This window comes from Neisseria sicca, from assembly GCF_003044565.1.
GTDB lineage: Bacteria > Pseudomonadota > Gammaproteobacteria > Burkholderiales > Neisseriaceae > Neisseria > Neisseria sicca_A.
The window spans coordinates 147,020-168,717 of record NZ_POXG01000004.1 but is presented as its reverse complement, the minus strand read 5'-3'; the positions used below and the strand labels follow the sequence as shown (position 1 = coordinate 168,717).

Here is a 21,698-nt window from a genome sequence, read left to right as displayed (position 1 = left end):
ACAGATTCGTATCTTTCGCTAAAGAGGCAAGCCTGCGGCTTGCTTACCCTCTCCCTAGCCATCTCCCACGGGGAGAGGGAATTGGGCTGTCGAGCCTGAACATTTTCAGGTTTACCTGACATCTGATTCCCAATCCTGCACCCTCTAATTTTCAGCAACCTGATTCCCTCTCCCCGTAGGAGAGGGCAACGAACCGCAAGGTTCGTCAGACACTCAAATCCCCTCATCACTCATAATAATGAATCCCCTGAAACTCCCTCGCCACAACAGCTTCTTCAAAAGCCGAATCGCGTTCGGACAGCGGCGTGGGCAGGGTTATCACGTTTTGCACGTTCATGCCCTTAGTGGAAAGCAGCATGATTTCATGGCTCAGGCGTGCGGCTTCGAAGCGGTCGTGCGTTACCAGCATACACGCCATGCCCTGCCGCTCGATTTTTTCCACCAGCATGGCGACCAAAATATCGCGCAAATCGCGGTCCAAACCGACGAACGGCTCGTCCAGCAAGGCAAGGTCGCAGCCGCACAGCAGCAGGCGCAAAAATGCTACCCGTTTCGCCATGCCGCCGGACAATTCGGTCGGATATTTGTTCAAATCGCCCGCAGTCAGCCCGACTTTCGCCGCCAGCGCGATGATTTCGCCTTCATCAAGTTTGTCCATAAAAATAGCGATATTCTGCATCGCGGTCAAGTTTCCCGGCAGGCGGTTTTCCTGAAACAGAAAACCCGTTTTGCGGAAAGTATTGCGTATCGTGCCCGATTTCGGCGTTTCCAAACCCGCAATCAGCCGCAAAACCGTCGTCTTGCCGCAGCCGCTCGGCCCGAACAAAGCTTTTACTTCGCCGTGTTGCAGGTTCAAACTGAAATCGCGCACAATGGGATCGCGGAGAATTTCAAAACGCACGTTTTCAAGATAGAGCATCATCTTCTCCACGGCATAAACAAAATTTCCAAAGGCTTGGTAATCAGGTATTCAAACAGCGACACAAACACGATAACCAACACCACATAAGCCATCACCGTCGAAGTCTCCAACATCGCCCTCGCGTCCGCAATCCGCGCGCCCACGCCTTCGCTCGCGCCCAAGAGTTCCGCCATAATCACCACCTTCACCCCCATCGCCACCGCCACGCCGATGCTGGAAATCACATAGCCCGTCAGATGCGGGATATACAGATAACGGATTTTTTTCAGACGGCCTAATTTATAAGCATCAAACAATTCCTCATGCTGTTTGTTCACGCTCGCCATTCCGACCGCCGCACTCGCAAACGTCAGCGGCGCAACCAACACAATGATGGTAAACAGCACGCTCGGATTGCCGAAACCGAACCAAAACAACGCCATCACCACCCAAATAATCGGCGGCATCGCCAACAAAACCGTAATCACAGGCTTGAGCAACGCCATCGCCGTCTTAAAACTGCCCGCCACCAGCCCCGCCGCCAATCCCGCCGCCAGCGCAACAGAAATGCCCACCACCGACCGCCACAGCGAAATCCCGATTTCGTTTTCCTGAAAATGTTTCAATAAATCAAACGACTTTTGAAACACCTCCACCGGCGCGGGCAGCATAAACTCACCAAACACGGCACTGCCCCACGCCCACAACGCCACCACCACCATCGCCACGCCCAGACCGGCAAAGCCGCTCCAAAGGTAGTCGATGATGTAAAACACCGCAGGCTGCGGTTTGCGGATTTTGTCGGTTTTAATCATGGTTTGAGTGTTGGTTGATGGGGATGGTTTTGGGGACGGTAGGTCGTCTGAAAAAATGGCTGATTGGGTTAGATGGAACACCGTAACCCAACGAAACGGTTTGGTTTTCCCAAATAATGTTTTTCAGACGACCTTGGTTTGGGATTTCGGGGTTTCGTCGGGTTACGACTGCGGTTCCCCCTGATTAATAGGAATACCAAACCATAGTTCATATGAAGCTAAACCAATCCAGTCGATATTTGCATTTTCATCTGAGCGAATAGTTTTTCCGGAGCTATACTCGCCCGTCTTAAATAAAATAGGCTCCAAGAAATATGATTTGAAATTACAGCTCACCTTCAGATTATCAATCTGCATGCACAACTTCTGTATGAACGGGCTTTGAACAAAAGATTTCGTTGTAATCTTTTGTATCTTTTTATCGAATGCCGAATACCTGCCGCCCAACAAAGTATTTTCCTTAAGCGCTTTCTCAACCGACTTTCTGGATGTCTCGCTGCTGCTCCAGTTTAACTGTATTTCATACAATTTATTTTTATCGATTTGCGCAATGGAGTACTTAATGGCATTAATGAGCTGATCTTCAGTCAAACGATGAACCGCCCCTTCTGAGTCTGATGCCTGATAATGTCTAAAATTTAGAACATATTTTCCGGGCATGATTTCCCAATGTATCACATTGGAAACGGTAATATTATCATCCATTGTAAATTGAATAGTTTTCTCACAACCCTCGTTAATATTGCGGGTACAAGCATTGGCACCGGCAAAAACAATGGCAATAAAACATGTAAAAAGAAATTTTTTAATGAACATAAATATTGCTCCATCGGAAAAATTCCATCATCACTCCCTTAAATACTCACATATTTTTCGTTATCTGTATCAACCAATTTAGATACTGGATTCCCGCCTGCGCGGGAATGACGGCTTTTTGTGTATTGTTCCGACTGTTATCTGATAGGTCATCTGAAAAAAGTAGGTCGGATACTCGTATCCGACAGCCTCATTTAGCTGAAATGTCGGATTCAAGAATCTTACCTACGCTGCTGATCATGTCCTGATAGGTCGTCTGAAAACATCCGAAATGTCGGAAACGAGTATCCGACCTACTTTTTCAGACGACCTATTCCCCCTTTAAGCCAAGAAGAATCCGTTATCCGGCAGCTTGCCGCCCAAAAGTTTCGGGTTGAACTGCATCAGGATTTCGTAAAACTTCAAAATCTCGTTCTTGACTTCGCTGCCTTTGGTTACCGTCAGCCGTGCGCCGTCCAAGCCCATGACTAGGGCGGGTTCGGGGGCGGGTAGGTAGTTTTTGCCGATTTTAGCGGCGCTTTGGCGGTTGGCAAGTATCCAGTTGAGCGCGTTTTTCAAATCCTGATGGAAGATGTCGAACTGCGCCTTGTGTGCGTGGAAATATTCTTCGTTGGCAATGATGCCCGCCATCGGAATCAGCGGTTTGGTGTCAAACGCCTGCCCCCACGCCTTCACCAAATCAAAGCCGCGCACGACGTTTACGCCCATGGTTTTGCCTTTGAGCATACCCGCGCTCGCCATCGGTTCGGGCAGGATGGCGGCGTGGTAATCCTTGCTTAAAAACAGCCCCACCGCTTCCGGCGGCGTGGCGGTATAAGTGATGCCGACTTTGTGCGCGTCGATTTTCAGTTTTTTCAACAAGGCTTGCAGCACGATGTCGGGCATGTCGTTTTTAAACGGCACGAGGATTTTTTTGCCGACCAAATCCTGCGGCGAGGCAATCGCGCTGCCTTTACAAACTAACTGCGTGATGCCGTTGGTCAAAATATTCACCATGCCGACTTTCTGCCCTTGGTTGCGCAGGTTCACGCCGACATTGCTCGGACTCATCATCACTTTAAATTGCCCGCTCGCCACGCCCGCGCGAAGCTGGTCGGGCGAACGCCAAACCTTCAGCGACACCTCCGCCTGCTTCGCCAGCTTACCCTGCAACGCCGCTACGGCAATGGTAACGCTGGGCATCGCCGGCGCGCCGTACACGGTAAACTGCTCTTTCCCCGCTGCCAACAGCGAAGGCGAAACGCCTGCCGCTGCCAAAGCGGCGGTCATTTTTAAGAAATCACGTCTTTTCAGTTCCATTTTCCAATCTCCATATCGAATCCGTCTGAAATATAGCGGATTAACTTTAAACCGGTACGGCGTTGCCTCGCCTTAGCTCAAAGAGAACGATTCTCTAAAGTGCTGAAACGCCAAGTGAATCGGTTCCGTACTATCTGTACTGTCTGCGGCTTCGCCGCCTTGTCCTGATTTAAATTTAATCCACTATACAAATGCACTTTCGCCCATTTACCTAATACGGATAAATTTTGATAATAATTTCTATTCATTATGCTATTAAAGGATTTCGAAGTAAAGGAAGGCTAATCCAGTATCGCCGCGTTATTGCTTTAAACCACCCGAAGCAAATCTTTCCGGTACTTGATTTCATATCAATCATGTTTTAATGAATGGGTCGTCTGAAAACCCAGTTTCGCCCCAATACGGACTGATTTGTGTTTCAGACGACCTTTTTGACATTCCCGCCCCCGCCCGCTATGCTGACGGCTGCCATCACTCATTCTACTTTCCATGAAAACGATTCCCCCGCGCCGCGCTGTTTACGCAGGCAGTTTCGACCCGCCGACGCTCGGTCATCTTTGGATGATAAAAGAAGCGCAGGCTCTTTTTGATGAGCTCGTCGTCGCCATCGGTATCAACCCTGAAAAACGCAACACCTACACCATAGACGAGCGCCGCGCCATGCTTGAAGCGATTACGGGCAACTTTCCCAATGTCCGTGTCTGCGTATTTGAAAACCGCTTCTTGGTCCGCTACGCGCGCGAAATCGGCGCGGGCTTTATCGTTCGCGGTATCCGCTCCGCCGCCGACTATGAATACGAACGCTCGATGCGCTATATCAACAGTGACCTCGCGCCCGAAATTTCGACGGTCTTCCTGATGCCGCCGCGTGAAATCGCGGAAGTGTCTTCCACCATGGTCAAAGGCTTGGTCGGCCCCGACGGCTGGCGCGACATGATACGCCGCTACCTGCCCGAAGCCGTGTACGACAAAATCGTACGGGATCATGATAAAACGACGAATGACGGCGCATCGCAATAAGGTTCGGACAACGGGAATTAGAGGCTGATAACGGATTACCCTTCCATCGGGATAACCTGTTGCCCCGCCTTATCCTAATCTTATCCATCTACTACTCTGCCACCTTGTTACGACTACCGTGTCGGTTCACGACAAGGGGTCGTCTGAAAAACAAAAGCCCTGCCAAACGGCAGGGCTTTGTTGATGATGCGGCAAATCCGCCATCAGATTTGTTTTTTCAGAATCTTGCGCAGGGTTGCCAATTGGCGGCGGCTGACGGGAAGCGGTTTGGGTGCGTCCAAAACCTTCGCACCCCAAATGGCATTGCTTTCGTCTTCTTCTTCATCCAAGCGGATAAGGCAGTCTAAGGTGTGTCGGAACACGATGGCGTTGCGGTGGATACGGATTACTTTGTCTCCGAGCAGCTCTTCCCATGAAACCAGCGTTTTGGGCAATTCGTAGCGCTGACCGTCGCCGGTAATCAGGAATACGGTTTTGTGTTCCGCCAATAAATAACGCGCCTGCTGCCACGGGATTTCAATCATCAAATCACGGCTGAAGACAGTGAAATGGGTGAAATCGTCGGCTTTTTCGCGGTATTTTTCGCCAACGCGGTCAAGCGCCGCTTGCAGACGGGTCATTCTGATGGGCTTGAGCAGATAGTCGGCGGCAGCCAATTCGAAGGCTCGCAGGGCGTGCTCTTCATAGGCGGTGGTGAAAATAATTTCGGGCTGGCGTTTGGCACCGCGCTTGATGCGTTCGACAAACTCCAAACCATTGATTTCAGGCAGTCCGATATCGGCAAATACGACATCTGCTTCGTGTATGCTCAACCAATCCAATGCCGGCTGGGCATGGTGAAATACATTGAGCAAGACGACGTTGCATTCTTCAAGTAAGACCCTTAAGCGCTCTGCTGCCAGCACTTCGTCTTCAACAATAATGGCACTTAACATAATTTTCTTTGTTATTTTGAATGTGGATGCGAATTTTAAATCAATACACAACGTTCCCGCGTGTTTTAGTATGTTGAAACATTTTTCTCATACGTTTGCCCCCTTCTGCCGTTTTGGCAGGCGGACCAAACATTCATCTCAAATGAAAGTGGTTTGGAGGTGTTTAGGAATATACCTTAATTCTGTTAACTTTATCCAAAAAACAAGCGATTACTTACAAAAATTAAAAAATTTAAGTAATACCTCAAGTAATTTGTTGCAAATTTACAAATTTACTCCGTGACTATGTCATGAAACGGTATCGTCCGTATATCCCAATGTGAAACCGCCCATGCCAACAATTCTTCGGGGCGGTCAACCTCGGGCGCATCGGGAAGATCGAGATAACGCATCACTTGCCGCAAAAGCGCTTCGCGCCGGTTCAAATCCAAAGCGGGAGCAAGCGTTTGCTTGGACCATTTCTGCCCCTGCGAATTGACCAGCAAAGGCAGGTGCGCGTAATGCGGCGTGTTTGCGCCGAGACATTGCTGCAAATAAATCTGACGCGGCGTGGACACCAGCAAATCCTGTCCGCGCACGATATGCGTGATTCCTTGTTCGGCATCGTCCGCGACCACGGCAAGTTGATACGCCCAAAAACCATCCGCACGCAACAGAACAAAATCGCCGATATCGTGTGCCAGATTTTGGGCGTAATAGCCGACAATCCCATCCTGAAAACCGATTATCCTGTCGGGAACGGCAATCCGCCAAGCAGGCGTTTTCCCATTCGCTTCAGGCCTTTGCGCCGGAACGCGGCAACGTCCGTTGTACACAAATCCATCCGCCCCCGCCGTTGCCGCCGCCTGCCAGTCTTTACGGCTGCAATAACACGGATACACCAACCCTGCGTTTTTCAGACGACCCAATGCCTCTTGATACAGCCCTTCCCGTCGGCTTTGATAGGCGACTTCGCCGTCCCATTCAAAGCCGAACGCTTCCAATGTGTGCAAAATATGCGCGGCGGCACCCGCCATTTCCCTGGGCGGATCCAAGTCTTCCATACGCACCAGCCATTTACCGCCGTTGGCGCGCGCATCGGCATAAGAAGCCAAAGCGGTCAGCAGCGAGCCTATGTGCAGCAAGCCGGTAGGGCTGGGGGCAAAGCGTCCTATATACATGCAAACTCCGTATGGAACTCAAAATGGGCGATATGTCAGCAAAGCCTAAACTGCAAACTGCGGCGCAGCATCAGGCTTTCATGCCGCGTATTTTATCGTAGGGCTTTTGTGAAGGCTCAACTGTTTTTCAATGCAGGCGCAACCCTGCCCATCCTAACCTTGCCGCTTTTTATAGTGGATTAACTTTAAATCAGGACAAGGCGACGAAGCCGCAGACAGTACAGATAGTACGGCAAGGCGAGGCAACGCCGTACTGGTTTAAAGTTAATCCACTATACAAACCATCAAGACGGTTTAAACAAAAAGGTCGTCTGAAAATGCCTCTTCCACTTTTTCAGACGACCCCTTCCCTATCCCGCTTACGCTTCCTGCACATCCACATCCACCGACCATCGGATTTTGCCGTCCCTGTTCTGCTGCAACACCTGCACCCACAAACTCACGGCGCGGTGCAAATCCTGTCGGGATGTTGATTCGAGGAAGATTTGCGCGCGTTCACGTTCGGCGAGGCGCACCATCAGCATGGGGGCGGCGCCGAACTGGGAGACGCTTTCGGGCAAAAGCGGGGCGAGGGTTTCTTTGGCGGCGTTGAGAAATTCCATCGCATCGGCAACGCGCGGCGCGTCGGCGCGAACGGCGGTCTGGAAACCGAAGGGCGGCATGGCGAACATTTGCCGTTCGTTCAATTCGTTTTCGGCAAACACGGCGTAGTCCTGCGCTTTGACGGCGGCAAAGACGGGATGTTCGGGCAGTTCGGTCTGTATCAACACCTTGCCGGGTTTGTCGGCGCGCCCCGCCCTGCCGGACACCTGCATCAGCTCGGCAAACAGCCTTTCCGGCGCACGAAAGTCCGCGCTATACAGGCTGCCGTCGGCGTTTAATACGATAACAAGATTGAGCCGCGCGAAATCATGGCCTTTGGCAAGCATCTGCGTGCCGACCAAAATGTCGATTTCATTGTCGGCGATGCGGCGGTACAAATCCGCCCAGTCGTTTTTGTGCGCCGTGCTGTCCCTGTCGACGCGGACGACGGCTGCCTTGGGCAGGAAGGCGCGCAGGGTTTCTTCGACGCGCTGCGTGCCGTGACCGACAGCGGTCAGGTCTTGGTTGCCGCAGTCGGGGCATTTGAACGGAATGGGTTCGCGGTGGTCGCAGTGGTGGCAGCGCAGTTGGCGGGCGCGTTGGTGCAGCACCATTTTGGCGGAGCAGTTCGGACAGCCGAAGGTATGGCCGCAGTCGCCGCAAAACAGCGCGGGCGCAAAACCGCGCCGGTTGAGGTACACCAGCGACATGCCGCCCGCTTCAAAATTCTGTTTCAAAAGCTGCAAGGCTTGCGGTGAGAAGCCGTTGTCGAGTTTCAGACGGCCTACGTTGAGGATGTCCACTTGCGGCAGTTGCGCGGCGGTATGGGCGCGTTCGGTCAGTTGCAGCAGGTGGTACGCACCGCTTTGCGCCTTGTGCCAGCTCTCCAAGCTGGGCGTGGCGCTGCCCAACACAACGGGGCAGCCGCTCTGCTTCGCCCGCCACACCGCCAAATCGCGGGCGTGGTAGCGCAATTCGTTGTCCTGTTTGAACGAGCCGTCGTGTTCCTCATCGACCACAATCAGCCCGACATCAGGCAAAGGCGTGAACACCGCCAGCCGCGTGCCGATGACCAATTTCGCCTGCCCCAACATGGCGCGCAGATAATCCTGCGTGCGCCTGCCTGCCGCCATCTGGCTGTGCAACACAGCAGTCGGCACGTCGGCGAAACGGTTTTCCACCCGCTTCAAAAGCTGCGGCGTGAGGTTGATTTCGGGCAACAAAAACAACACCTGCCGCCCCTGCGCCAACACTTTCGCCATCGCATCGAAATACACCTCGGTCTTGCCGCTGCCGGTGATGCCGTACAGCAGAAACGGCTGGAAGCTGCCAAAGGCCGTCTGAATTTCATCGGAAGCCTTCTGCTGGTCGGCGTTGAGCTGAAATTCAGACGACCTTAAAACGGGTTTCGCCGCTTCCGCAGTTTCAATCCAACCCTGCTCCGCCCAATCCTCAATCAATTTCGCCGCCTGCGCGTTTACCTGTTTCAACGCCGCCATCGTCATCCCGCCCGACAATAGCGCGTCCCACAAAGCCGCTTTTTTGTTGAACCGCGCCGGCGGCGGCGTTTGCGCCCTGCCCGCTTCGTTCAGCGCGTAAAACAACGGCGGCTGCGGCATTTCCACCGCGCGCGTTTCCTTCAAACCCTGCGGCAGTGCGGCAAACACCGCCTGCCCCGTCGGATAGTGGTAATAACGCGACGTAAACGAGAGCAAATCACGCCAGCTTTCAGGCAGCGGCGGCTCGTCCGAAAAGGTCGTCTGAACGCCCAAAATCCGCGCCGCATCCATATCGGGCGCAATATCCGTTTCCCACACAATCCCGACCACGGTCTTGTTGCGGAAAGGCACAAACACCCGCGTTCCCTGCGGCAGCGGCTCGGAATGGGAATAAGTCAAAAGGCCGTCTGAAAGCGGCACGTTTACAGCGATGCGGTGGTAGATCATGGCGTGGTCGGAAAAATGGTTTGAGGCCGTCTGAAGAGACGGAAGCTATTTGCGCAAATACAAACAGTCTTCATCCAAAGTAAAGCCGTAGCCCTGTCTCCACAAATCGAAATAAGGACGGAGAAAATCGCTGTCAGGCTTGGTGCGGTAAAGCGGGTATTGCAGATAGGCGGACAGGTAATAATCGCAATTTATAGAATAATAGGCTTCGTCTAACACTTGTTCGGGGCTGTTGTAATCTGTATTGCTAATCCGCCATTCACCAAATGCTTCTCTAAACAAGTCCTGAGTATCATTAAACTCTTCCGCAGGCTCGCCAAAACGTATCTGTTTAATCGCTGCCAAGGCTGCAATCAGCTCTTCGTCTTCAACAAAGCGAGCAAATTCGCGCAGACCTTCCAGCAAACGCTCGCCCGTCTGTCTCACTTCTGCCTCATCTTGCGCAGGCGGGCAGAAATAACCGGGAATATAGCCGCTATCGAGAATTTCTTGGTTGTGTTCGGTAGTGCTTTGATACACAGGCATGATGCGCGCCAGCAATTCCTGCCCCTTTTCCAAAGGCTCAAACACCGCAGCCACACCTTCTCCGTCGGGCATGAAACCTTGAAACAAACCATAGAAATAATCTTCCCAGCCATTATATTTATCTGCTGCCCGTGGCTCTTCGCCCAGCAGCTTAAACAGATATTCAGCGTATTCTTGTTGGTTCATCTTTTCTCTCAAAGTGTCGATAAAATCTTTCAGTTGCCCGCAGCAAATCTTTCAGACGACCTCAAACCGGCCCGAAGTCCGCTTAGCCATATGTTTACGGCGATGCGGTGGTAGATCATACAGGCAGGCAAATCATTTTTTTGCGTATTTTAACAGCCGAAAGCTATTTTCAGACGATAAATTGAGCCTCAATACAATGCAGGCATGACAGAGGTTTGATACAATGGAGTTTTCTTGACACACGCCTATACTTAAAAATGAAAACCAAATTAATCAAAATCTTAGCCCCCATCGCTCTGATCTCGCTGACTGCGTGCGGGCAAACACCCGTTTCACAAGCAAATGCTGCGCCCTCTTCTGCCGCCGCCAAGCCCGCTGCCCCCGTGCAAGGCAAAGTCGGCGAAGCCTTGAAAGCCCGCCTCGAAAAAATTTACGAATCCCAAGGCCTGAAAGTCATCAGCGTCAGCGAAACCCCTATTCAAGGCATTTATGAAGTCGTTGTCAGCGGTAAACAAATCATTTACACCGATGCCAAAGGCGACTATATGTTCGTCGGCGACCTCATCGACGTCAACACGCGCAAAAGCCTGACCGACGAACGCGCCGCTGATTTGAACAAAATCGACTTCGCCTCCCTGCCTTTGGACAAAGCCATCAAAGAAGTGCGCGGCAACGGCAAGCTGAAAGTCGCCGTATTCTCCGATCCCGACTGCCCATACTGCAAACGCTTGGAACACGAGTTTGAAAAAATGACCGACATCACGATTTACAACTTCATGATGCCGATTCCGAGCCTGCACCCCGATGCCGCGCGTAAAGCCGAAATCCTATGGTGCCAGCCCAACCCGACCCAGGCCTGGACCGACTGGATGCGCAAAGGCCAATTCCCGAGCGGCAAAGCCAATTGCGAAAATCCCGTTGCCGAGACCACTTCTTTGGGCGAACAATTCGGCTTCAACGGCACGCCGACCCTCGTTTTCCCGAACGGCCGCAGCCAAAGCGGATACAGCCCCATGCCGCACCTCAAAAAAATCATCGAAGACAATCAGAAATAAGATTGGCTTCAAGATACGGCAAAGGTCGTCTGAAAACCGATATACAAGGTTTTCAGACGACCTTTTTCCATACCGCCGAAGCAGGCAGGCAAACTGTGTTAAAATCCCAAGCTCTTGAATAAACGGACCAAATATCCCGCCTGCAAATCTGTTCTTCCAACATGAAATCAATCGAGAAGCAATCCGAGCCCGCAAGCCGAAGACGCAAGAAAATCGTTCAGCTTGCGTCTCAAAGCAAGTCAGCGCAGCAGCTTATAGATTTCACGCCATCCAACGGCAGATTTCAGACGATCTTTAAGACAACATTATGAAAAAACACCTATACCGCCTCACACTCCTCACCATCGCCGCAGCCGTCCTCTCCGCCTGCCCGAGCAAACGCATCAAAAACCTTCCCGAAGTCGACACCACCACCGTCAAAGGCCCGGACCGCCCGACCGGCACGCCCGACCCCGTCGGCACCACCGTCAGCGGCGGTGGCGCGACCTACACCGTCGTGTCCCACCAAGAACTGCCGCACTGGAGCACCCAACACTTCGCCAAAAGCCTCCAATCCTTCCGCTTAGGCTGCGAGAAACTCAAAAACCGCGCAGGCTGGCAAGACGTGTGCGCCCAAGCCATGCAGACGCCCGTCCACCATTTCCAAGCCAAGCATTTCTTCGAACGCTATTTCACCCCTTGGCAAGTCAGCAACAACGGCAACCCCGCCGGCACCATCACAGGCTACTACGAGCCCGTCCTGCTCGGCGATGACAAAGCTACAAGCAAAGCCCGCTTCCCCATCTACGGCATCCCCAACGACTTCGTTTCCGTCCCACTGTCCGCCAATTTGAGAGGCAGCAAAGCCACCGTCCGCATCCGCCAAACCGGTGCCAACAGCGGCGTCATCGACAACAGCGGCACACACACCGCCGACCTGTCCCAATTCCCCATTACCGCCCGTAGCACCGCCCTCAAAGGCAGATTTGAAGGCAGCCGCTTCGTCCCCTACTACACCCGCAACCAAATCAACGGCGGCGCGCTCAACGGCAAAGCCCCCATCCTCGGTTACGCAGAAGACCCCGTCGAACTCTTCTTCATGCACATCCAAGGTTCAGGTCGTCTGAAAACCCCGTCCGGCAAATACATCCGCGTCGGATTCGCCGACAAAAACGAACACCCCTACGTCTCCATCGGACGCTACATGGCAGACAAAGGCTACCTCCCCCTCGCACAAACCAGCATGCAGGGCATCAAAGCCTACATGAAGCAAAACCCCGGCCGCCTCGCCGAAGTCTTGGGACAAAACCCCAGCTACGTCTTCTTCCGCGAACTGACCGGCAGCAGCGAAGCCGGACCGGTCGGCGCATTGGGCACCCCGCTCTTGGGTGAATACGCAGGCGCAATCGACCGCCACTACATCACCTTGGGCGCACCGTTGTTTGTCGCCACCGCTCATCCGACCACCAAAAAAGCCCTCAACCGCCTCATCATGGCGCAAGACACAGGCAGCGCCATCAAAGGCGCCGTCCGCGTAGACTACTTCTGGGGCTACGGCGACGAAGCAGGCGAAGTTGCCGGCAAAATGAAAACCACAGGCTACGTCTGGCAACTCCTGCCCAACGGCATGAAACCCAGCTACCAGCCTTAAAATCGGCTAAAAAGTCAAAAGGTCGTCTGAAAAACGGTTTTCAGACGACCTTTTTCATATCCAGCCTATCCATTCCCGCGCTTATAGTGGATTAAATTTAAATCAGGACAAGGCGACGAAGCCACAGACAGTACAGATAGTACGGAACCGATTCACTTGGTGCTTCAGCACCTTAGAGAATCGTTCTCTTTGAGCTAAGGCGAGGCAACGCCGTACTGGTTGAAAGTTAATCCACTATATCAAACAACCATTCACACGACATCTTTACCACTCATCATCACCCATTTTTCCTTTTGGGCTTTTTGATTTATGTTCAGACTTTCATCTAGCCGTATTTTAAAAAATAGACTCTAACCCAAAGATAAACAAAAAATGAAAAAATTATTATTGGCAGTTGCCTTATTGTCTTTGCTCCCACCTTTGATACAGATTTAAATCACAAAAAACGGACGATAACCATGCCTAAAAATTGGATAAATAAAATCATTTCATTCGCCGCCATCATCCTCTTATCAGGAGGTTGTATTCCCCTGTCAAAAGAAACACCCAAAGACAACCTACCTGACACGGTATCCATTACCCTGCCGGAATCCAGCAAACATTTTGTTAACAGATTCCCCGAAAATTATGAAGGGCCTTCTGACGACTCAGAGTTTTTTAATGTCAATCAATATGAAATAGACTTTAATCAGAAAAAAACCGTTGTTTTTGAACATGGTAGACATACTTTTAAAATACCTCATGTAAGCAGTATTACCGCATATGAAAATGGAAGTCATAACCCGTTCTTAGGTATTGATGAATTTGACATGTTTTCTAGCCTCGGCAAAAGCAGCAACATCAGTGACGAAGAAGCAAGACAGAATTTCTATAATCTGATCAGGCAGATGCATCAAGCCGGTTGGACAGATTTGATTTACCTCAGCGACCCAAGGATTAAGCGCGATCGTAAAAATGCCGCCGCCTTTTTTGAAGTGGAAGGCGGTAGAATTAAAGCAAAACCGATAACCGGCATTCCCACCGCTATTGAACTAACCCCTGAGGAATGGAAGAAACTGCCCAACTTAGCTCAGATAGGGACTCTATATGCGGAGGGTGTGCTTGTGGAGTTTATGCTTGGTAAGGATGGCTCGGAGCAGTATCGTGACCAATACGGCAACGGTCAGTATGCTCTGCAAATTACCGTAAAGGCATATTGGGATTTCCTCCGGTTGCATGTACAAGAAGAATTTGGCAAACCGGGCTACCGCGAAGCCTTGGATAAAGAGCTCCGCTTAAGATCAAAGGAAAGGAAACAAATGGAAGACAAAGCCCGCGCAGAAGGCTTTGAGATCGACGAAAGCTATCAAGACCCGCCTGCTTCCCCATTAGTAGCGCTCCCGCGCGACGGTTCACGTTGATTGATATGGAGCGAACAAGCGTAGATTAGGGTGAAATCCAATATCTTGAAGTATCTGGCAAACCCGTCCGTTGCGTTTCAGAACACCAAAGACAACCTCTTTTCCTGCTGCACTACGACCACATCTACCCTTGCGCCGTCCGCAGAAATAGCTTTCGTCCAACTCGATAGAACCCTCAAAAACTTCATCAGCAGCCAAGGCTAGATAATGGCTGATGACCATGCGGATATTGCGTTAGAACAGGACTGCCGAATTGGGATGGATACCCAAAATATCGGCAGCAGAACGGGCGGTAACTTCGAACACAAAAACAGAGTAGCTATTCCATGCTTTTTTCTTTAATTTTCAGAGCGTTATCTTTATATTTTAAGGATAACATATCTGCTAATCTAGTACAGCCCCAAAAAGAAAGAGAGATAATCCTCATTGGTCTGTAACGGGTAGCTAACATTTCTAAGAGATATATTATGAAAATTAAACAAATCACATTATCTTGTTGTTTTTTATTTTTTATTGCTTGCACTCAGTCCGAACATGATGAGCAAAAGAACCGAGTGAAGGAGAAACGTACTGATACATTTTTAGAAAACAGACAACAGAAGCCTGATACTAAGCTATTAACTCCAATCAATAAAGTAACAAAAAGTGAGGTTCATATGAATAGCCAAGAAATTGCTTTTGAAAAAGAAAACTTCTTTTATATGTTGAATATAGCAATAGGGGTCATGAATGATCAAATATTAGATGAGGAAGATATTAAAAAATGGGAAAAAGAAGGTATTGGGATTGAGGAGGATATTCAAAAAAATGGCTTTAAAAGATACATCCTTACAAAATCAAAAGTAACCCTAATGATACCTCAAAATTTCCAAAAAGACCCATTTTTAACTTTATATTTTGATACTACATATAATTTGTCTAATTTTATATCTGAGAAAGACTTCGAAAGACAAAAAATCATAAAATTACAAAAGATAGAAACAAAATATAGAATTTATAACTCAAATTACAGCAATAAACCAACCTTACATACATCGTTTAAATATTCTTCTATTATCCATTCCAATGTAATCATGGAATTTGAAGTTTTTGATGAACATATTAGAAAAATGCAACTAAATTATCCTAAAGGTTTCTCGATCATTTACATTTATAAAGACATCTATCACAATGGAGACAATCCAATTGGTAGTAAACTATATCCTTCATAAATTAAATAGTAAATCTAGGTTGTTTTAAAACTCAATATTGATTAATATCATCTAAATTTATATCTTGTTTTACATGTCCCTTTGGTTATTTGGGGTCCATCGTAAAAATGGCATGTACCTGATTTCGAAACCTTTCTTGAAATAAAGACAGCAGTCATAGGTTGAGTTGAAAACCCAACTTTGAAAGAGGTCGTCTGAAAAACTTTCAAACAACCTCTTTCATTCATCATCCTTGTTATTTTCAGAACTTTAAAAACCATCTATACAACATTTTTACCGTTCATCATTATCCGTTTGTCTTATTCGCTTTTTTGATTTATGTTTAAACTTTCATCATAAATCATCCAGATCGCCATGACTGCCCGCCAATCCTACCACCTCACCTTCGCCCGTTTCTCCCCCTCCCTCTCCGTCAAATCCTTCACCGCCTCCGAAGCCGCCAACACCGCCTACCGCGTCGAAATCACCGCCACCTCCACCGATTCCTCCCTGCCGCTGTCTTCCTACCTCAACCAGCGAGCAGCGTTTGAAATTCGTCCGCAGGAGGCCGTATTGTCCGAAGTCGCCGCCGCCTTCGCAGCCGGTTCAGACGAGCCTCCGGCGAAACAATGGCAGGGCATCGTGACTTCGTGTGAGAAGTTGTCGGTATCTAAGGATGAAACCGTTTACCGCTTTGTTTTAGAGCCGCGTTTCGCGGCTTTAAAACATTTCCAATCCTCCCGACTGTTTCAAAACCAAACCGTCCCCGATATCGTTGCCGCCGTCTTCAAACACCACGGCTTCTCCGGCGTCGACTACCGTTTCCAAAAAAGCCGCAGCTACACCGTCCGCGAGTATGTGACCCAGTATCTCGAAAGCGACTTCGCCTTTATCAACCGTCTGTGTGAGGAAGAAGGCATTTGGTATGCCTTCGAGCAGAATGAACAACATGGCGATGTGGTCGTCTTCGGCGACAGTCCCGAACACTACTTCCGCGACCAAAGCTTACCCATTTCCTACCGTCCCCATGCCGGACTGGAAAGCGTCGGTACCGAAGCATTATTCAACTTAAGCATCCGTCACAACCCCATCGTCGAAGGCATACGCAGTGCCGACTACAACTACCGCACCGCCGATACCGACCTCTTTGCCGAAACCGACAACAAACAATCCGAAGAGTCAGCCGACAATACCGTCTTACTGGGCAAACAGCAAAACTGGGGCCTCCATCCCAAAACCTCCGACGAAGCCAAAGTTCAGACGACCCTGTTGAACGAAGCCTTCCTTTGCCGCCAAACCGTCGCCAACGGCAGCGGCAACGTCGTCTCTATGGCGCCGATGAAAGTGTTCCAAACCGATACTGCTTTCCCCGAAGCACCCGACGGCTGGCTGGTACTCAGTATGGAACACAGCGGCAGCCGCGATAGCGCCTACAGCCATACCTTTACCGCCGTCCCCGCCCAACTCGCCTTCCGTCCCGAACGCACCACACCGCGCCCCCATATCGCCGGCACACTGCCCGCACGGGTGACCGCGGCGGAGAACTGCACCTACGCCTACATCGACGACATGGGACGCTACCGCGTCAAACTGCCGTTTGATTTGGACGAATGGAGTCCCGGTGGAGAAAGCCGTCCCGTCCGACTGGCCAAACCCTATGCCGGTCCCGAATACGGTATCCACTTCCCCTTACACGAAGGCACCGAAGTCATGCTGTCCTTCGTCCAAGGCAACCCCGACCGTCCGTATATCTCCGGCGTCATGCACGACAGCGCCCATCCCGACCACATCCCTGCCGATTGGAACACAAGGAACGTCATCCGTACCTGGGCAAACAACAAACTCAGGATGGAAGACCAAAAAGGTCAGGAACACATCAAACTCGCCACCGACTACCAGAAGTCCCAACTCAACCTCGGCCACATTGTCGACTCAAGTCGCAACAAACGCGGAGAAAACGGCGAAGGCTTCGAACTCAGAACCGACGGCTGGGGCGCAGTGCGGGCAGGGAAAGGCATACTCGTCAGCTCGGATGCTCAGGGAGGTGCAAAAGGCGAAGTTCTAGAGATGGGCAAAGCGATACGACGCATGCGAAAAGCATTGATTGCTGCCAAATTACTAGATACTGCTGCCAAACGTGCGGGCAATACTGCAACAGAAAGCATTGCTCAAGCAAACCACATCAACAGCAACTTAAAGAAACTGAAAAAATCGGGAATCGTCATTTCCGCTCCTGACGGTCTGGCCGCCAGCACCAAACAAAGCATATTGAATACAGCGCAAGGACATATCCACTGGGTCAGCATGCAGGACAGTAATATCAGTGCCGGCAAGAACTTTACTGCACACGCTCTAAAAAGCATCAACCTATTTGCACAAAATAAAGCCATTAAAATCCATGCAGCCCAAGGCAAGGTTGAAATACAGGCAAAAAATAACAAGATGCAGATTGGCGCAAAAAAAGACCTTGAGCTGACCAGTAGTACTGCCAAAGTAATGATCGTCGGTCAAGATGAGGTAATGATCAGTGGCGGAGGCGGAAGCTATATCAAATTAAAAAATGGTGAAATTATTCTTGCTTCTCCTAAGATTGTTCGCGTCAAAGCACCTGCAATGCCTGTAGGCGGTTCTGATAGCTTTTTCTTTAATGGTTTTGCAAAAACCGATAAAACCTGTATCCCTTGTAAAATTGCCGAATTAATTGGTCGTCCTGTCAATCCTATTTCAGGCATAAAAGTTTTACCGGATGAAACTGATTTTGCTTTTGATGGATTGGTGCCGTTTGTATGGAGTCGTAGCTATTTTTCTGATTTGAAAGAAAGTTGGCTGGGTAGCGGTTGGCGCACCACATTGAGCGCCAAGCTAGAGCGCAAAGACGGTCGCTTTACCTATACCGATAATCAGGGACGTACATTTGATCTGCCAGAACTGGAGGAAGATGAAGGACAGGTTCTGTTTGAAGCAGAACAAATCATCTTCGAACGAATCGATAATGGCAGCTATCAAATCAGTAATCTGGACGGTAGCAACAGGCATAGATTTTCACCACTACACTTGAATGACACCGATCGTAGTGGCAGTGGTAATGGCACTTACGCCCTGATACAGGTAAGCGACCGCCATGGCAATGGTTATCGCATTGTTTACAATGAAGATACCGGCTTGCCGCATACCGTTATTGACGAACTGGGACGTGAGATATGGTTCGAGTTTGACAATCTCAGCCCTTTAACGCAGATCCCCGTTTACCGCCTTATCAGTATGGGTAGCTATAACGATAACCTACCTGAAGGTCGGGAACTTCTTGTCCGTTACCGTTATGACGACAACGGCGATCTTGTCGCAGTAGAAGATACCGAAGGTTTCGTTCACCGACGTTTCGGTTATCGCCGCCATATGATGATCCGTCACCAAACTGCAGCAGGATTAAATACCTACTATCAATACGACCACTATACCCCTAAAGGCCGGGTATTGCGCAGCCATACCGACAATGGCGAAGAGTGGCGTTTTGCCTATGCCGACGGACATACCCAAATCACTGACGCATTAGGACGTAGTGAACACCTTTATTACGACCATCATGGCGAAGTCGTTAAAAAAGTCTTTGCAGATGGCAGTAGCGTTTTGACTGAACGTGATGCTTTGGGCCGACCCATTAAAATTACTGATGAAATGGGACGTGAAACCCGCTACCGTTATAACGAATGCGGGCTGCTGACCTTTGTTGGCGGAGAAGGTGGGCAAAATCAGCACATTCGTTATGACCAAGAACGCCGACCGGTAGAGATTACCCTCCCGCACAATCAAAAGACCCTGATTGAGTACAACGAACAAGGATTACCTGCAACCCAAAGTGATAGCAAAGGCAATACAACCCGTTACCGTTACAACGAAAATGGGCAAATTACCCAAATTACCGATGCAAAAAACAATACTTATACTTTCGAATATGACCAGCACCACCGCCTGAGCACTCAAACCGACTGTTCCGGTCAGCAAACCCGCTATACCTATAACGATGAGGGCAAACTCGAAAGTATTACCGATGCAGCCGGTCACACCACGCGCTACCATTACCAAAATAGGAAACCATTGCGTACCGACTATCCGGATGGCAGTAGCGAACACTTCAGCTACGATCACGCTGGTCGACTGAGTGTTCTGACAGATGCCGAAGGTAACCGTACCGCCTACGATTACGACAATGACAACAAACCAACCATCCGCTACAACGCGCTGGGTGGTGCATTCCAATACCGTTACGATTCCGTAGGTCGTCTGAAAACCCTCGTCAACGAAAACGGCGACAGCTATACCTTCGAATACGATGAGCGCGACCGCCTGATCCGCGAGACCGGCTTTGACGGCAAAATGACACGTTACACCTACAACCCTGCCGGCGAACTCATACGCGAAGAAGAATACGCGTCTGGGAACATTGACGTGCGTACTCGCCCGCTACGGACGATCACCTACCACCGCGACCGTATCGGCCGTATCCGTCAGAAAGACAGTCATCTGGACGGCGGAGAAATCCTGAGCACCCACTACCGCTATGACAAACTTAACCGTCTGATCCAAGCACACAACGCCCATAGTGAGCTTCGCTTCGGCTATGATCACAACGGACTGATTAAAGAACAGCTCATTCACTTGGATGAACCTATTACGTCCAGTACCAGCCGTTCACAATCCAAAGATGTTGCTGCACAGATTACCGAACACCGTTACGACGTACTGGGTAACCGCACCCAAACCATCCTGCCGACAGGTGAAGTTTTAAACCGCCTGTATTACGGCAGCGGACACCTGCACCATATTAACCTAGACGGCACCACCCTTGCCGACATCGAGCGTGATGCCCTGCATCGCCCGATCGAGCGGACTATCGGCAAGTTGAATACCCAATTTCAACTTGACCCATTAGGTCGTCTGAAACAACAAATCGCCCAACCGAACAGCCACAACAAAGCAGACCCTGCCGTCCTTATCGGTCGCCGTTACCAATACGACACTACCGGCAACCTCGTCCGTACCGACGACCAAACCAACGGCAGCAGGGATTACACCTATGACGCACTGGGCAGAATTAGCCAAAGCGCGGACGAGCACTATCGCTATGACCCTGCCCACAACCTTACCGACGGAAGCAGAATCAGTGGCAACCGCCTTACCCAATACAAAGGCATCAGTTACCGCTACGACCCGTTGGGCAACCTGATCGAAAAACAGCAGCATGATGGCGAAATCCAACATTACCGCTACAATGCGGATAATCAACCGACCGAAGCCGAAATCTATCGCCCCGGACAAAACGCCGTCTTATACCGCTACCGCTACGACCCAATGGGCCGCCGCATAGCCAAAGTCCATCCAGACGGCAACGAAATCCAATACCTATGGGACGGCAGCCGCCTGCTACAGGAATATCATAAAGACCGCACCTATACCTATGTTTATACCGAAGACCGAAACTATGAACCCCTTGCCCAAATCACCACCTACAATGGCTCAGACAAGGCAAGAGAAATCCTGTATTACCACAACGATCAAATCGGCATCCCGCGAGAGATGACCGATGAGGAAGGCAATATTGTTTGGAGCGGCGACTATAGCGGCTGGGGCAAACTGACCCAAGAAGGTCGTCTGAAACTGGATATACATCAACCCTTCCGCCTACAGAATCAGCATTATGATGAAGAAACGGGGCTGCATTACAACTTCTTCCGCTATTATGATCCGGAGATTGGGCGGTTTACACAGCAGGATCCTATTGGGTTACTGGGAGGATTAAATTTATATGCATTTGGATTTAATATTCAGGAATGGTTCGATCACTTAGGTTTGGCTTGCCAACCCGTAACTAGTAAAGGGGTTCCAACCGCGGCTGGTTATGCTGTGGGACAGTCTGGTAATGCTATTTCAGCTGCCGGAGGCATTACCCAAACTGTTAAACATGCTCCTGGGACGGCTCGTATAACCGGGGGATGGGGTACTGTGAGTAGATTTTTCGGTACTATATTTGGATTAGAAACAGCTCTTGCAGATCCTGTAATAGCAGAAAGTGGGGTAAATGCAACTTTTCATATCGAAGTGACAAAATGTCATAATATTGGCAAGTGTAGTGAAGATCAATATCTAACGTTAAAAAAAATGTACAACGATTGTCCTAGAGATGCTTGGGCAGAATTGAATCGAATTAAAGGAAAAAAATGATTTATCAATCAAATTCAAA

General features: G+C 50.0%; 15 protein-coding genes and 2 pseudogenes. 7 read left to right on the top strand and 10 right to left on the bottom strand.

All coding sequences use genetic code 11. The features are described 5' to 3' along the window. Positions 1 to 226: 226 nt before the first annotated feature. The 5 genes from DBZ16_RS10005 to DBZ16_RS16535 all read right to left on the bottom strand — a co-directional run bounded on the left by DBZ16_RS10005 (position 227) and on the right by DBZ16_RS16535 (position 4,310). The gene (locus DBZ16_RS10005; protein ID WP_192831516.1) at positions 227 to 919 is read right to left on the bottom strand and encodes an ATP-binding cassette domain-containing protein; all 693 of its coding nucleotides are present in this window, start codon (positions 917 to 919) and stop codon (positions 227 to 229) included. Then, on the bottom strand, positions 919 to 1,716 hold the full coding sequence (locus DBZ16_RS10000; protein ID WP_107813877.1) for an ABC transporter permease: 798 nt from the start codon (positions 1,714 to 1,716) through the stop codon (positions 919 to 921). The genes DBZ16_RS10005 and DBZ16_RS10000 overlap by 1 nt, the downstream gene beginning before the upstream one ends. Positions 1,717 to 1,878: 162 nt before the next feature. Further along, entirely contained in the window at positions 1,879 to 2,532 is a 654-nt protein-coding gene (locus DBZ16_RS09995) for a hypothetical protein (RefSeq protein ID WP_107813876.1), read from the bottom strand. Positions 2,533 to 2,853: 321 nt separating this feature from the next. After that, positions 2,854 to 3,831, bottom strand: a complete 978-nt coding sequence (locus DBZ16_RS09990; protein WP_107813875.1) for an ABC transporter substrate-binding protein — start codon at positions 3,829 to 3,831, stop codon at positions 2,854 to 2,856. A 350-nt stretch (positions 3,832 to 4,181) separates the two neighbouring features. Further along, entirely contained in the window at positions 4,182 to 4,310 is a 129-nt protein-coding gene (locus tag DBZ16_RS16535) for a hypothetical protein (RefSeq protein WP_276308310.1), read from the bottom strand. 10 nt (positions 4,311 to 4,320) lie between these two features. Here DBZ16_RS16535 and coaD point away from each other — a divergent pair, with 10 nt between their 5' ends. Further along, positions 4,321 to 4,851: a pantetheine-phosphate adenylyltransferase gene (coaD, locus tag DBZ16_RS09980; protein ID WP_107813874.1), complete on the top strand. Its 531-nt coding sequence runs from the start codon at positions 4,321 to 4,323 to the stop codon at positions 4,849 to 4,851. Positions 4,852 to 5,054: 203 nt separating this feature from the next. On the opposite strand, the gene DBZ16_RS09975 is transcribed toward coaD, so the two are convergent. Both DBZ16_RS09975 and gluQRS read right to left on the bottom strand, forming a co-directional pair. Continuing rightward, positions 5,055 to 5,786 carry a LytR/AlgR family response regulator transcription factor gene (locus tag DBZ16_RS09975; RefSeq protein ID WP_107813873.1) on the bottom strand — a complete coding sequence of 244 codons (732 nt, stop codon included), beginning with the start codon at positions 5,784 to 5,786 and terminating at the stop codon, positions 5,055 to 5,057. Positions 5,787 to 6,058: 272 nt separating this feature from the next. Then, positions 6,059 to 6,946: a tRNA glutamyl-Q(34) synthetase GluQRS gene (gene gluQRS, locus DBZ16_RS09965; protein ID WP_107813872.1), complete on the bottom strand. Its 888-nt coding sequence runs from the start codon at positions 6,944 to 6,946 to the stop codon at positions 6,059 to 6,061. Between the two features lie 170 nt (positions 6,947 to 7,116). Between gluQRS and DBZ16_RS15945 the strand changes: the two are divergent. Continuing rightward, positions 7,117 to 7,242 (top strand): annotated as a pseudogene (locus tag DBZ16_RS15945) (IS5/IS1182 family transposase); the annotation flags it as partial. A 63-nt stretch (positions 7,243 to 7,305) separates the two neighbouring features. Here DBZ16_RS15945 and DBZ16_RS09950 read toward each other — a convergent pair. Both DBZ16_RS09950 and DBZ16_RS09945 read right to left on the bottom strand, forming a co-directional pair. Further along, positions 7,306 to 9,474 carry a primosomal protein N' gene (locus tag DBZ16_RS09950; protein WP_107813870.1) on the bottom strand — a complete coding sequence of 723 codons (2,169 nt, stop codon included), beginning with the start codon at positions 9,472 to 9,474 and terminating at the stop codon, positions 7,306 to 7,308. Positions 9,475 to 9,519: 45 nt separating this feature from the next. Continuing rightward, positions 9,520 to 10,185, bottom strand: a complete 666-nt coding sequence (locus tag DBZ16_RS09945; RefSeq protein WP_107813869.1) for a hypothetical protein — start codon at positions 10,183 to 10,185, stop codon at positions 9,520 to 9,522. 257 nt (positions 10,186 to 10,442) lie between these two features. Between DBZ16_RS09945 and DBZ16_RS09940 the strand changes: the two genes are divergently transcribed. The 3 genes from DBZ16_RS09940 to DBZ16_RS09925 all read left to right on the top strand — a co-directional run bounded on the left by DBZ16_RS09940 (position 10,443) and on the right by DBZ16_RS09925 (position 14,270). Continuing rightward, positions 10,443 to 11,240 carry a DsbC family protein gene (locus tag DBZ16_RS09940; RefSeq protein WP_070515056.1) on the top strand — a complete coding sequence of 266 codons (798 nt, stop codon included), beginning with the start codon at positions 10,443 to 10,445 and terminating at the stop codon, positions 11,238 to 11,240. A 307-nt stretch (positions 11,241 to 11,547) separates the two neighbouring features. After that, positions 11,548 to 12,870, top strand: coding sequence for a murein transglycosylase A (mltA, locus tag DBZ16_RS09935; RefSeq protein ID WP_107813868.1), 1,323 nt, complete (start codon positions 11,548 to 11,550; stop codon positions 12,868 to 12,870). Positions 12,871 to 13,328: 458 nt separating this feature from the next. After that, entirely contained in the window at positions 13,329 to 14,270 is a 942-nt protein-coding gene (locus DBZ16_RS09925; RefSeq protein ID WP_107813867.1) for a hypothetical protein, read from the top strand. A 60-nt stretch (positions 14,271 to 14,330) separates the two neighbouring features. Here the strand turns inward: DBZ16_RS09925 and DBZ16_RS09920 are convergent. Beyond that, positions 14,331 to 14,576: pseudogene (locus DBZ16_RS09920) on the bottom strand (IS1595 family transposase); the annotation flags it as partial. 161 nt (positions 14,577 to 14,737) lie between these two features. Between DBZ16_RS09920 and DBZ16_RS15940 the strand changes: the two are divergent. Together DBZ16_RS15940 and vgrG are read left to right on the top strand one after the other, a co-directional pair. Next, positions 14,738 to 15,481: a hypothetical protein gene (locus DBZ16_RS15940; RefSeq protein ID WP_205836789.1), complete on the top strand. Its 744-nt coding sequence runs from the start codon at positions 14,738 to 14,740 to the stop codon at positions 15,479 to 15,481. Between the two features lie 354 nt (positions 15,482 to 15,835). Further along, positions 15,836 to 21,679 carry a type VI secretion system tip protein VgrG gene (gene vgrG / locus DBZ16_RS09910; protein WP_107813866.1) on the top strand — a complete coding sequence of 1,948 codons (5,844 nt, stop codon included), beginning with the start codon at positions 15,836 to 15,838 and terminating at the stop codon, positions 21,677 to 21,679. The last annotated feature ends 19 nt before the right edge of the window (positions 21,680 to 21,698 follow it).

What these genes read in the sequence shown, in the direction of transcription:
- DBZ16_RS10005 (WP_192831516.1), bottom strand. Translation starts at nt 919, where the DNA reads ATGCTCTATCTTGAAAACGTGCGTTTTGAAATTCTCCGCGATCCCATT.
- DBZ16_RS10000 (WP_107813877.1), bottom strand. Translation starts at nt 1,716, where the DNA reads ATGATTAAAACCGACAAAATCCGCAAACCGCAGCCTGCGGTGTTTTAC.
- DBZ16_RS09995 (WP_107813876.1), bottom strand. Translation starts at nt 2,532, where the DNA reads ATGTTCATTAAAAAATTTCTTTTTACATGTTTTATTGCCATTGTTTTT.
- DBZ16_RS09990 (WP_107813875.1), bottom strand. Translation starts at nt 3,831, where the DNA reads ATGGAACTGAAAAGACGTGATTTCTTAAAAATGACCGCCGCTTTGGCA.
- DBZ16_RS16535 (WP_276308310.1), bottom strand. Translation starts at nt 4,310, where the DNA reads ATGAGTGATGGCAGCCGTCAGCATAGCGGGCGGGGGCGGGAATGTCAA.
- coaD (WP_107813874.1), top strand. Translation starts at nt 4,321, where the DNA reads ATGAAAACGATTCCCCCGCGCCGCGCTGTTTACGCAGGCAGTTTCGAC.
- DBZ16_RS09975 (WP_107813873.1), bottom strand. Translation starts at nt 5,786, where the DNA reads ATGTTAAGTGCCATTATTGTTGAAGACGAAGTGCTGGCAGCAGAGCGC.
- gluQRS (WP_107813872.1), bottom strand. Translation starts at nt 6,946, where the DNA reads ATGTATATAGGACGCTTTGCCCCCAGCCCTACCGGCTTGCTGCACATA.
- DBZ16_RS09950 (WP_107813870.1), bottom strand. Translation starts at nt 9,474, where the DNA reads ATGATCTACCACCGCATCGCTGTAAACGTGCCGCTTTCAGACGGCCTT.
- DBZ16_RS09945 (WP_107813869.1), bottom strand. Translation starts at nt 10,185, where the DNA reads ATGAACCAACAAGAATACGCTGAATATCTGTTTAAGCTGCTGGGCGAA.
- DBZ16_RS09940 (WP_070515056.1), top strand. Translation starts at nt 10,443, where the DNA reads ATGAAAACCAAATTAATCAAAATCTTAGCCCCCATCGCTCTGATCTCG.
- mltA (WP_107813868.1), top strand. Translation starts at nt 11,548, where the DNA reads ATGAAAAAACACCTATACCGCCTCACACTCCTCACCATCGCCGCAGCC.
- DBZ16_RS09925 (WP_107813867.1), top strand. Translation starts at nt 13,329, where the DNA reads ATGCCTAAAAATTGGATAAATAAAATCATTTCATTCGCCGCCATCATC.
- DBZ16_RS15940 (WP_205836789.1), top strand. Translation starts at nt 14,738, where the DNA reads ATGAAAATTAAACAAATCACATTATCTTGTTGTTTTTTATTTTTTATT.
- vgrG (WP_107813866.1), top strand. Translation starts at nt 15,836, where the DNA reads ATGACTGCCCGCCAATCCTACCACCTCACCTTCGCCCGTTTCTCCCCC.